This is a genomic window from Rhizobium leguminosarum, from assembly GCF_010668065.1.
Classification (GTDB): Bacteria; Pseudomonadota; Alphaproteobacteria; order Rhizobiales; family Rhizobiaceae; genus Rhizobium; species Rhizobium leguminosarum_S.
Genome location: NZ_WUEN01000005.1, coordinates 121,524 through 131,861 on the forward strand (window position 1 = coordinate 121,524; position 10,338 = coordinate 131,861).

A 10,338-nucleotide genomic window follows, 5' to 3' on the forward strand; every position below is an offset into this window, starting at 1 on the left:
GGCGCGCCTTCATTTGCCTTATGGCGTCATCATCCTGAAACCGCTGCATAATCCCGGACGATATGCATGAAGGCCTCACCGGACACCGTTGTTTGATGCTGCGGGACTCGAATTTTTTCTTGACAGCCACCATCTTCTTTAGCAGAAAACACGATAGTCAGTGTCATGTTTGGAATGAAGACGTGCTCGTCTGCAGCTGCAATTATATAACCGATAAAGAAATCCGGGAGGTTATCACCAACCTTCTCGATGAAGACTGTTGGCAGCTTATCGTGCCTGCGAAAGTCTACCACGCCATGGAGAAACGCGGCCGTTGCTGCGGCTGTTTCCCCAACGTCGTCGACCTCATTATCCAGACAACCGAGGAGTATCACGCCCGTCGCCACTCGACGGAGGCCGAAATATTTGATTTCATGTCCCGCTTGAAACAATTCCATGAGGAAAACAGGAGAGCGGACATTGAAAGGCGACAAAAAGGTCATCGAGCGGCTTAACGAGGCGTTGTTCCTCGAACTCGGTGCGGTCAACCAATACTGGGTTCATTATCGTCTTCTTGAGGACTGGGGCTACACCAAGCTCGCCAAGAAGGAGCGCGCCGAATCCATCGAAGAGATGCACCATGCCGATCGGCTTGTTGCACGCATCATCTTCCTTGAAGGCCATCCCAATCTGCAGACCCTTGCACCTCTGCGCATCGGCCAGAACGTCAAGGAAGTTCTGGAAGCAGATCTTGCCGGCGAGTACGACGCCCGCGCGGCCTACAAAAAGTCGCGCGATATCTGTCATGACGCCGGCGACTATGTTTCCATGAAACTTTTCGAGGAGCTGCTGGCGGACGAGGAAGGTCATATCGACTTCCTCGAAACACAGATCGACCTGCTCGAGAAAATCGGCGAGAGCAAATACGGCCAGCTCAACGCCGATTCTGCCAACGAAGTCGAATAATATTCGAACGAGATACCGGCCGCCCATGGCGGCCGGTGTGCCCAATCTGAGCGCAAACGGAGGCGGTCATCCTGCCTTGATCAGTCTTCCGATTGAAGCGTTTCCAAGTGCTGGAACTCGGCCACCACCTGGTCGTAGACGGCGCGCTTGAAGGGTACGATTAGCCCCGGCAGTTGCTGCATCGGCTTCCATTCCCAGGCATCGAATTCCGGCTCGTGGCCGCCAGGCGGCGGGTTGATGGCGATCTCGCTGTCGTCGCCGTCGAAGCGGAAGGCGAACCAGCGCTGCGTCTGGCCGCGGAATTTTCCCTTCAGCCCGATGCCGATCAGTGCCGGCGGCAGATCATAGTTGATCCAGTGTCTCGCTTCGGCAAGCAGCGTCACTGTCTTGATGCCGGTCTCCTCGTAAAGCTCGCGGTAGGCGGCGTCCAATGGATCCTCGCCCTTGTCGATGCCCCCCTGCGGCATCTGCCAGAGCTGCGGCGAGCCATCATATTCGGAATTGCCGTCAGAGATGCGCCGCCCGGCCCAGACGAGGCCATCGCGGTTCAGGATCATCACGCCGACGCAGGGGCGGTAGGGCAGATCCTCGGCTTTCACGGTCGCCTGGCTCATCTTCTTCTCCGTTCTGGGATTCTTCTCAGGGATTCCTCTCAAGGATCCATCTCAAGGATTCTTCTCAAGGATTCCGGGGGTCGTTGGAAAGGGCGGCAACGCCGACGATCTCGATGCCGCGCATCGCGGCCTCCTCGCTCCATTTGGCGATGGCGTCAACGCTCTCATCGAAAGCCGAGGCGACGCCGATCGCCTGGCCATTCTTGCGGGCGATGCGCTCGAGCTCGTCGAGTTTCTTCAGGACGGCGTTGATATCGAGCTGGCCGTCGAGCTGCAGGTCGGCGAAGGCATAGGGCAGTTCGGCTCCCTTGGCGATCGCTGCCGTCTTCGACTGCGCCGATGTGCCATCGTCGAGAAACAGCAACCCGCGCTTGCCGATGTCGCGCATGACGGGTTCCATGGCGGCGGCATCAGACAGGAAACGGCCGCCGAGATAATTCATGACGCCGGTATAGTTGGTGATCTCGCCCATCGCCTTGTGCAGGTTTTCGATGTTGCGGGCAGCGGGTTTCGTGGTCAGCAGCGTTTCCGGGCCTGGATCGTTTGCCGGATAATCAAAGGGTTCAAGCGGCACCTGCAGAAGTATCTCGTGTCCGCCGCGGCGGGCTTCCTGCATCCAGCGCTGCAGGCTGTTGCCACTTGCGGCAAAAGCGAAGGTGATCTCTTCCGGCAATTTCGCGATGGCGCGCTGCGTTCCGGTCTGGCTGAGCCCGAGGCCGCTGACGACGATGGCGATGCGGACGCCGCGCGCGCCGGACGAGGGGCGAGCATATTGATCCATCGGCCGCCGGCCATCGGGGCCGACGATCGGCAGCCTGCCAAAAGGCGTCTCTTCGAGCAGTGCTTCATTGGGCTGGGCTGCCATGCGCGGATCCTGGCCGATCTGCATGGCGTCGACCAGCACCGGCCCGCCGCCGTCGCGCGGGCGGGGGCTGTATTTGGTGACGACCGAGCCGTCGCCGGTGACCATCTGCTCGACATTGGCGCCCGAGCGCGGGTCGGCGCGGGGCATACCGTCTGCCGCTTGGCCCGTGGTGGCCGTCGGCGGCTGAGGAGTATTGGCAGGGGGTGTTGCGGCTTGTTCGTTCGCCGGCGGTTTGGTGCGTTCGAACTCATCGCCGCGAAATGCCGTATAGAGGGAAAAGCCGCCTATCGCAAAAAGGCAGAGACTGGCGGCGATACGGCCGAGGCGCAGGATACCTGGGCGCCGGCTGCCGGTTTTGCGGTTGCGGCCCAAAGGCGCATGCAGGTCCGTTCCCAATTTTTCGCCCGCTCCAAAACCGGGAAACAGCATAAAGGGTCAAGGCCGGGCGAGTGCCCGGCCTTGAGTTGATCGATCACTTGGCGACGACGGCCTTGTCCGGGTTCGGCGGGAAGGCCGGATCGGTCTTCTTGCCGCGCAGAAGGTCGAGCGCGTAGTTCAGCTGAACGTCGTCCTTCGGGTCCGGCGGGACGTAGGCAACGGAGCCCGAACCTTCGTCCGTCTCGCTCTGGCCCTTGATGTGGCCTCGCAGGCTGGATTCGCCTTCGGTCACCATCTTGCCCTGCAGTTCCTCCGGCAGCGGCTCCTCGACCTTGATGTCGGGGGTGATACCGGTGCCCTGGATCGAGCGGCCCGACGGCGTGTAGTAGAGCGCCGTGGTCAGGCGCAGCGCGCCGTTTTCGCCGAGCGGGATGATCGTCTGGACGGAGCCCTTGCCGAAGGAGCGCGTACCGAGAACGGTAGCACGGCGCAGATCCTGAAGAGCGCCGGCGACGATTTCCGATGCGGAAGCCGAACCGCCGTTGATCAGCACGATCACCGGCTTGCCATCCGTCAGGTCGCCCGGGCCGGCATTGAAGCGGCGGGTTTCATCTGGATTACGGCCACGGGTCGAAACGACTTCGCCACGCTGCAGCAGGGCATCGGAGACGTTGATCGCCTGGTCGAGCAGACCGCCCGGATTGAGGCGCAGGTCGAGAACATAACCCTTCAGCTTGTCGGCCGGAACGGTGTCCTTGATCTTCTTGATCGCCTTTTCCATGTCGGGATAGGTCTTCTCGGTGAAGGAGATGATGCGGAGATAACCGACATCGTCCTCGACACGCGACTTGACTGCCTGGACGGCGACGACGTCACGGACGATCGTCAGCTCGATCGGCTTGTCGGCACCCTTGCGGATCAGCGTCAGTTTGATCGGCGTGTTGACGGCGCCGCGCATCTTCTCGACTGCATCTTCCAGCTTCAGGCCGCGCACGGATTGGCCGTCGATCTCGGAGATGTAGTCGCCGGCGAGAACGCCGGCCTTGGCGGCGGGCGTATCGTCGATCGGGGTGATGACCTTGACGAGTTCGTCTTCCATCGTGACTTCGATGCCGAGGCCGCCGAACTCACCCTTGGTCTGGGTGCGCATGTCCTCGGCGTCCTTCGCATTCATGTAGCTCGAATGCGGATCGAGCGAGGAGAGCATGCCGTTGATGGCGTTCTCGATCAGCTTGTCTTCCGCAGGCGGCGTCACATATTGCGCACGCACACGCTCGAAGACATCTCCGAAAACCGAAAGTTCCTTGTAGGTCGAGGATCCGGCCGCTTCTGCCGGCACACCCGCCGAGTAAATGACGCTCATTGCGGTCGCACCCATCAATGCGCCGACCAGAACAAGAGAAGCCCTACGAATCATTGCGTGCCTTTCCAGTGTCTTTGGCGGTCCACCACGGCCGGGAATCGACCGGTTTACCGTCCTTTCGAAATTCAATGTAAAGCGTTGGCCGGTTCGTTTCCAGCGCCAATGCAGTTGCGCTTGCCACTCTTTTCGCGCCCATCACGGCAAGCGGCTCGCCGGAGAAAACGAATTTTCCCTGACGGGTATTGATCGTATCCATTCCCGAGAGAACCAGATGGTATCCATCGCCCGCGTCGAGGATAATCATCTGGCCGTAACTGCGGAATACACCGGCGAAAACCACCAGACCATCCGCAGGCGCCGTCACCACTGTCTCTGGATTGGTGGCGACCGTCATTCCCATGGCCTCGTGCCCGGTGCCGTCGGCATCGCCGAACTGGCGCAGGATATCGCCCGTAACGGGCACCTCCAATTTCGCCTTCAATTCTCCGAAGGGATATGCGGGCGCAATGCGGTTTTTATCGGGCACGCCGCTGTCGGCGAGCGCCTTGGCCTGGGCGCGCTGCTCGTCCGTCAGCAGCTTGCGGTTCTCCTCCGCCTGACGGGCGGCAGCGGCGGCATCCCGCACCGATGCGATCTCGGATTCCATCGAGGCGACCAGGCCTTCAAGGCTGGTCGCCTTGCCCGCCAGCTCCTCGGAACGTTTCCTTTCGGCCCCGAGTTCGGCGGCGTTGCTGCGGCTGAGCTTGTCGTTTTCAGCAAGCAGCAGGTCCATGCGCCGTTCTTCCTCGATGCCATCAGTCATCGTCCCGGTCAGCGAGGTCTTCTCGGCAGCACTTGCGGTCTGCAATGCGGCGAGGCTTGCGAGGTCTGCGGCAAGCTTGTCGGTCTCCTTGCGGATGCCGGGCACGACGGCGCCGAGCAGAATGGCGCTGCGCACGGAGGCGAGCGCATCGTCGGGGGTAACGAGCAAAGCGGGCGGCGGGTTACGGCCCATGCGCTGGAGCGCTGCCAGCACCTCGGCTAGCAGGCCGCGGCGCTCGTGCAGAGAACGGCGGATGCCATCCTCCTTGACGCCGAGATCGGCAAGCTTCTTCTCGCTTTCGAGGATCTGCTTTTCGAGCGCCTTGCGGCGGGCAGCGGAATCGATCAGTGCCTGGCGGATGCTTTCCGTGCTCTTTTCGAGATCGGCGATACTTTGCTGAAGCGCGCTCACCTTGTCGGTGGAGAGGTTGATCGTTTTCGACAGGGTTTCGAGTTCGGCACGGGTCTGATCACGCTTGGCGGCAAGTTCGGCCGCCGGATCGGGCGGTGGCGCGGGCTCGGCTGCCGGCTGCGGTGCGGATTGTGCCGCCTCGGGCGCGGCATCCTGCGCCCGGACGATGAACGGGTTTGCCGACATGACAATCACCGCCACACCGACGCCGGCCGCGATAGCCGGCAGGATCATGCGGTGTCGCCTGGTGGATGCTCTCGTCATGCGTGTTGGGGCACTTTCTCAAATCGCGCGGAGACTAAGCTGATTTGGTGCGCTTTGCCAGAAAGTTTGAAGGAGAACGGGCTGCCTAGCAAAACACGGCTGCGTGACATTGCGATTACCGACACATCAGGCCGATGCGGCATCAGACGCGGTGATAGGGGTGACCAGACAGGATGGTGACGGCACGATAGAGCTGCTCGGCGATCAGCGTGCGCACGAGCTGGTGCGGCCAGGTCATCTTGCCCAGGCACAGCGTGGCATCGGCGCGGTCGTAAAGGGAGGGATCGAGGCCGTCGGCACCGCCGATTGCGATGGTCAGCTCGCGCTTGCCCTGGTCACGATAGGAACCGAGCAGGTTTGCGAAGGCTTCGCTGTCGAGCGCCTTGCCGCGTTCATCGAGAAGAATGAGGATGCTGCCATCGCCAAGCGATTTCAGAAGCATCGCCGCCTCTTCACGCTTGCGGGTCTCGGCATTGGAGGCCCGGCTTTCGGCAACTTCGGCAACGCGGGTCAATTCGAGGCCGACGGCAGGGCCGGCCTTGGCGAAACGGTCGAAATAACGGGCGGCAAGATCCTTTTCCGGGCCGGACTTCAGCCGTCCCACCGCAAAAAGACCTATTCGCATTTCATCCGCTCCCGCTCATGCGGCACATCGGGCGCACACCGCGCCACCGGCCGGCTTATCTGTTTGCCGGCCAGCCAATGCCACGTCTCAGGCGCCGGACAGAATGCCGGCTTGCCTGTTAGTGCCGTGTTTCTTCATCCATATCCGGAGCCGCCCACATCTTTTCGATGTTGTAGAACTCGCGGATTTCGGGACGGAACACATGCACGATAATGTCACCGGTGTCGATCAGGACCCAATCGCCGCCTTCCTGACCTTCGACGCGGGCCGTACCGAGGCCGTCGTCCTTCAGGTCGGTGAGCAGGTGATCCGAGATCGCCATGACATGCCTGTTCGAGCGGCCGGAGACGACGATCATGTAGTCTCCCAGCGCCGATTTTCCGGCAATGTCGATGGTGACGATATCTTCAGCTTTGGAGTCCTCGAGGCTGGCGAGGACGGTTTCTAGGGCACGGGCGGCGGCATCGGCGCCACGTTCCGCACTCTTCGGGATAACGGCGAGCGTTTTTCCCTTGGCGTGTACTGTTGTCAGTGCTTTCCCTTTCCTGGAATGACAAACTATGCACAACACAGATCCGATCGCGACCGGATCATGGTTAAGATAGGCATCAAACCATTAATGTTTCAAGACATGCTAAGGTACAGAACGGCCGAAAATCCGATCTGCCGTTCGAATTGAAGTATTTGGCTGCTCGGGGTGGCCTCGTGCGGGCGGTGTACAGTTTCCATGCCGCAGCGTAAAGTGCGGCAAATTCCACGATCTCCAGATTCAATGACCGACTCAGCCGCAAAAACACTCGTGCCCGTCCTGCGAATCAGCTTCCCGGACGAGGATCGTCTTGGCCATGGCAAGATGGAACTGCTGGAGCATATCCGCCAGACTGGATCGATCTCGGCGGCCGGGCGGGCGATGGACATGTCCTATCGGCGGGCGTGGCTGCTGGTCAGCGAGATGAACCGGATGTTTAACGAACAGGTGGTGGAATCGCAGCGCGGCGGGCAGAAGGGCGGCGGCGCGGCGCTGACGCCGTTCGGCGAGGAATTGCTCGAGCGTTTCCGCCGGATGGAAAAGACGGTGCGGACCAGCCTTGCTGAGGACCTCGCCTGGCTCGAGGCCAAGCGCAACCTGCAGCAGGGCGAGCGCGGCTGATCAGGCCTCCAGGGCAACTGTCTTGATGATGGCGAAGATCGCCCTTCCCTGTCGAAGATCCAGACGCTCGCAGGACAGTGTCGTGATCCGGGAAAGAATGATATCGCCGCCGCAATCGAGCCGGATTTCCACCGTTCCGTCCTCGGTCGATGACATCCCGTCTATCCTTGCTTCCAGGATATTCAGCGCGCTGAGCCCCTCAGGCCTTGCGGTCGCCAGCATGACATCGCGGGAGGGAATGCGGATGCGGACCGATTTGCCGGGCGCAAGGGCCGCGCCCGGAATATGGAGCCGACAGGATTTCAACGCGACCGTCGATAGATAGTGTCGCGCATCGAAGCTTTCCACCGTGCCTTCCAGTAGTGCGCCTGCCTCGCGCCGGTCGGAGGCGGTGGAGGGGCGGCTCAATATGTCGATGGCGGGGCCTGTCGCTTCCACCTTGCCGTCACGCATGACGACGACCTGGTTTGCCAGCCGCGCCACCTCGGCGATCGAGTGGCTGACATAGACGATCGGTATGTCGGTTTCGTCGCGCAATCGCTCGAGATAAGGCAGGATTTCGGCCTTACGCGCCTCATCGAGGGCGGCGAGCGGCTCGTCCATCAACAGCAGGCGGGGCGAGGAGAGAAGCGCGCGGCCGATGGCGACGCGCTGCTTCTCGCCGCCGGAAAGTTTTGAGGGGCTGCGCTCCAGCAGCGTCTCGATGCCGAGCAGGTCGACGATGTGGTCGAAGCTCTCGCCGCGCGCCGTTCTCGCCGCAAACCATCGGCCGTAGAACAGATTGGCGCGAACGCTGAGATGGGGGAAAAGCCGCGCTTCCTGGAAGACATAACCGAAGCGGCGGCGATGTTTCGGGACGAGAATGCCGGTTGCGGTTTCGGTCAGGGGCTCGCCGTCGAGGACGACGCGGCCTTCGTCCGGGCGGGCAAGGCCGGCGATGATGCGGATCATCGAGGTCTTGCCGGAGCCGGAACGGCCGAACAGCGCGGTGACGCCGCGCTCGGAGGTGAAGGCGGCATCGAGCGAAAAGGCGCCGAGCCTCTGTTTTGCCTCGACGATCAGCGTCATTCCGGGTCGATCCTCCGGCCGGCGAGACGGGCGAGGAATTCGGAGGCGAGCAGGGCGGCCATGGAAATAACGACGGCGACGAGCGTTAAGCGCAGCGCGCCGGCATCGCCGCCCGGCACCTGGGTGAAGGTGTAGATCGCCGCCGACAGCGTCTGGGTTTCGCCCGGAATGTTGGAGACGAAGGTGATCGTCGCGCCGAATTCGCCCATCGCCTTGGCAAAAGAGAGGATCATACCGGCGATGATGCCGGGGAGGGTCAACGGCAGGGTGATTGTCAGGAAAACCCAGACAGGACCGGCGCCGAGGGTTCCTGCCGCCTCTTCCAGCTTACGGTCGACCGCCTCGATTGACAGGCGGATGCTGCGCACCATCAGCGGAAAGGCCATGATGGCGCAGGCCAAGGCCGCGCCCGTCCAGCGGAAGGAGAGAACAATGCCGAAATACTGGTCGAGCAGGCTGCCGATCGGACCGCGGCGGCCAAACAGGATGAGGAGAAGGAAACCGGTGACGACCGGAGGCAGGATTAGCGGCAGGTGAACGACGCCGTTCAGCACCGACTTGCCCCAGAAGCGGCCGCGGGCAAGCAGCAGGGCGACGAGGATGCCGAAGGGCAGGCTTGCCAACATGGCGACAATCGAGACGCGCAGGCTGAGCAGGATCGCTGTCCATTCCTCATTGCTCAAGCCCAATATGTTCAAATGCGATGGTCTCCCTGGAAATCCGGCATCACCCGATGCCTGCCCATCATCCGCCTGCCGGCACCTTCTCCCCGCTCGCGGGGCGAAGGGGAATAGCCGCAACCTCTCCGTCCCTCGCTAACGTCTCGCTGGGCACGTCCCCTCGCCCCGTTTACGGGGAGAGGGTTGGGGTGAGGGGCAACATCGGCACGAACCAGACTGCTATCTGCGGCTCGCCTTATTGAGTCTTCACGCTAAGCGGTCACTGTCGATTCCGCAATCATCTCAACTTCTCAATCATTTCAGGATGGTGAAACCCTGCGCCGTGAAGAAGGCGGCTGCCTTGTCGGATTTCAGGAAATCGAGATAGGCTGATGCATCCGGGTTCTTGCTCTCGGCAAGGATTGCAATCGGATAGATGATCGGCGGATGGGACTCGGCGGGGAAGGTGCCGACGACGGCGACACCCTTATCGGCTGCGGCATCCGTCTGGTAGACGATGCCATAAGGCGCTTCGCCGCGCGAAACGAGGGCAAGGGCAGCGCGCACGCTTTCGGCGCCGGCGACCTTGGTTTCGACCGATTTCCAGACGCCGAGCTTTTCGAGCGCGGCCATGCCGTATTTGCCGGCCGGAACCGATTTCGGTTCACCCATGGCAAGCTTGCCGTCACCGAGGAGCCCCGCAAGATCGAAGCCCTGCTTGATCTCGACCGGCTTTGCCTTGGCCTTTTCGGCAACGAGCACGATCTTGTTGCCGAGCAGGTTGGAGCGCGTATCGGCCTTGATCAGGTTCTTGTCGGCGACGTAGTCCATCCATGCGAGGTCGGCCGAGATGAAGATATCGGCGGGTGCCGCGTTTTCGATCTGCTTGGCCAGCGCGCCGCTCGCCGCATAGGAGGCGACGGCTTCCTTGCCGCTTTCCTTTGCCCAGGCGGCGTTGGCGGCGTCGAGCGCATTCTTGAGGCTCGCCGCTGCAAAGACTGTAAGTTTTTCGGCTGCGGCGGCAGGCGCCGGAAGCGCTGCTGCGCCAAGCCAGAGGGCTGCGATCGCGGCGGTTGCCAGTTTCATCCATCGGCGGCGGTTCTGCATAATTCATTCCCCGGAGTTCGAAATATTGCGACGAATATAACGGGCGAGGCATCTTGGCTAGGGATATATCCAGGAAAATATAACCGT

Annotated in this window: 12 protein-coding genes; 3 read left to right on the forward strand and 9 right to left on the reverse strand. The window is 61.6% G+C overall.

Features of this window, described 5'->3' with window-relative positions; all coding sequences use genetic code 11:
- Positions 1 to 95 precede the first annotated feature (95 nt).
- A complete protein-coding gene (locus GR198_RS35830; protein WP_080658240.1) occupies positions 96 to 494 on the forward strand; it encodes a (2Fe-2S)-binding protein in 399 nt (132 codons plus the stop codon).
- Positions 460 to 945, forward strand: a complete 486-nt coding sequence (gene bfr, locus GR198_RS15890; protein ID WP_164069233.1) for a bacterioferritin — start codon at positions 460 to 462, stop codon at positions 943 to 945. The genes GR198_RS35830 and bfr overlap by 35 nt, the downstream gene beginning before the upstream one ends.
- An 80-nt stretch (positions 946 to 1,025) precedes the next feature.
- On the opposite strand, the gene GR198_RS15895 is transcribed toward bfr, so the two are convergent.
- The 6 genes from GR198_RS15895 to rsfS form a co-directional block, all read right to left on the reverse strand.
- Positions 1,026 to 1,559, reverse strand: a complete 534-nt coding sequence (locus tag GR198_RS15895; protein ID WP_164069234.1) for an RNA pyrophosphohydrolase — start codon at positions 1,557 to 1,559, stop codon at positions 1,026 to 1,028.
- 64 nt (positions 1,560 to 1,623) lie between these two features.
- Positions 1,624 to 2,820 carry a divergent polysaccharide deacetylase family protein gene (locus GR198_RS15900; RefSeq protein WP_164069235.1) on the reverse strand — a complete coding sequence of 399 codons (1,197 nt, stop codon included), beginning with the start codon at positions 2,818 to 2,820 and terminating at the stop codon, positions 1,624 to 1,626.
- A 76-nt stretch (positions 2,821 to 2,896) separates the two neighbouring features.
- Positions 2,897 to 4,219, reverse strand: coding sequence for a S41 family peptidase (locus GR198_RS15905; protein ID WP_003543943.1), 1,323 nt, complete (start codon positions 4,217 to 4,219; stop codon positions 2,897 to 2,899).
- Positions 4,209 to 5,612 (reverse strand): murein hydrolase activator EnvC family protein, encoded by a 1,404-nt coding sequence (locus GR198_RS15910; protein ID WP_029874651.1) that lies wholly within the window; start codon positions 5,610 to 5,612, stop codon positions 4,209 to 4,211. Before GR198_RS15910 ends, GR198_RS15905 begins: the two co-directional genes overlap by 11 nt.
- A 172-nt stretch (positions 5,613 to 5,784) precedes the next feature.
- On the reverse strand, positions 5,785 to 6,267 hold the full coding sequence (gene rlmH, locus GR198_RS15915; RefSeq protein ID WP_029874652.1) for a 23S rRNA (pseudouridine(1915)-N(3))-methyltransferase RlmH: 483 nt from the start codon (positions 6,265 to 6,267) through the stop codon (positions 5,785 to 5,787).
- A 118-nt stretch (positions 6,268 to 6,385) separates the two neighbouring features.
- Complete coding sequence (rsfS, locus tag GR198_RS15920; RefSeq protein ID WP_032984631.1) at positions 6,386 to 6,829, reverse strand: ribosome silencing factor; 444 nt, start codon at positions 6,827 to 6,829, stop codon at positions 6,386 to 6,388.
- Positions 6,830 to 7,039: 210 nt separating this feature from the next.
- Between rsfS and GR198_RS15925 the strand changes: the two genes are divergently transcribed.
- A complete protein-coding gene (locus GR198_RS15925) occupies positions 7,040 to 7,417 on the forward strand; it encodes a winged helix-turn-helix domain-containing protein (protein WP_164054667.1) in 378 nt (125 codons plus the stop codon).
- Here GR198_RS15925 and modC read toward each other — a convergent pair whose 3' ends face one another.
- The 3 genes from modC to modA all read right to left on the reverse strand — a co-directional run bounded on the left by modC (position 7,418) and on the right by modA (position 10,251).
- Complete coding sequence (gene modC, locus GR198_RS15930) at positions 7,418 to 8,485, reverse strand: molybdenum ABC transporter ATP-binding protein (RefSeq protein ID WP_164069236.1); 1,068 nt, start codon at positions 8,483 to 8,485, stop codon at positions 7,418 to 7,420.
- The gene (gene modB, locus GR198_RS15935; RefSeq protein ID WP_011654024.1) at positions 8,482 to 9,183 is read right to left on the reverse strand and encodes a molybdate ABC transporter permease subunit; all 702 of its coding nucleotides are present in this window, start codon (positions 9,181 to 9,183) and stop codon (positions 8,482 to 8,484) included. The genes modC and modB overlap by 4 nt, the downstream gene beginning before the upstream one ends.
- 276 nt (positions 9,184 to 9,459) lie before the next feature.
- Positions 9,460 to 10,251, reverse strand: a complete 792-nt coding sequence (gene modA / locus GR198_RS15940; RefSeq protein WP_164069237.1) for a molybdate ABC transporter substrate-binding protein — start codon at positions 10,249 to 10,251, stop codon at positions 9,460 to 9,462.
- Positions 10,252 to 10,338 lie beyond the last annotated feature (87 nt).

What these genes read in the sequence shown, in the direction of transcription:
- GR198_RS15910 (WP_029874651.1), bottom strand. Translation starts at nt 5,612, where the DNA reads ATGATCCTGCCGGCTATCGCGGCCGGCGTCGGTGTGGCGGTGATTGTC.
- modA (WP_164069237.1), bottom strand. Translation starts at nt 10,251, where the DNA reads ATGCAGAACCGCCGCCGATGGATGAAACTGGCAACCGCCGCGATCGCA.
- GR198_RS15925 (WP_164054667.1), top strand. Translation starts at nt 7,040, where the DNA reads ATGACCGACTCAGCCGCAAAAACACTCGTGCCCGTCCTGCGAATCAGC.
- rlmH (WP_029874652.1), bottom strand. Translation starts at nt 6,267, where the DNA reads ATGCGAATAGGTCTTTTTGCGGTGGGACGGCTGAAGTCCGGCCCGGAA.
- GR198_RS15895 (WP_164069234.1), bottom strand. Translation starts at nt 1,559, where the DNA reads ATGAGCCAGGCGACCGTGAAAGCCGAGGATCTGCCCTACCGCCCCTGC.
- GR198_RS35830 (WP_080658240.1), top strand. Translation starts at nt 96, where the DNA reads ATGCTGCGGGACTCGAATTTTTTCTTGACAGCCACCATCTTCTTTAGC.
- modC (WP_164069236.1), bottom strand. Translation starts at nt 8,485, where the DNA reads ATGACGCTGATCGTCGAGGCAAAACAGAGGCTCGGCGCCTTTTCGCTC.
- GR198_RS15905 (WP_003543943.1), bottom strand. Translation starts at nt 4,219, where the DNA reads ATGATTCGTAGGGCTTCTCTTGTTCTGGTCGGCGCATTGATGGGTGCG.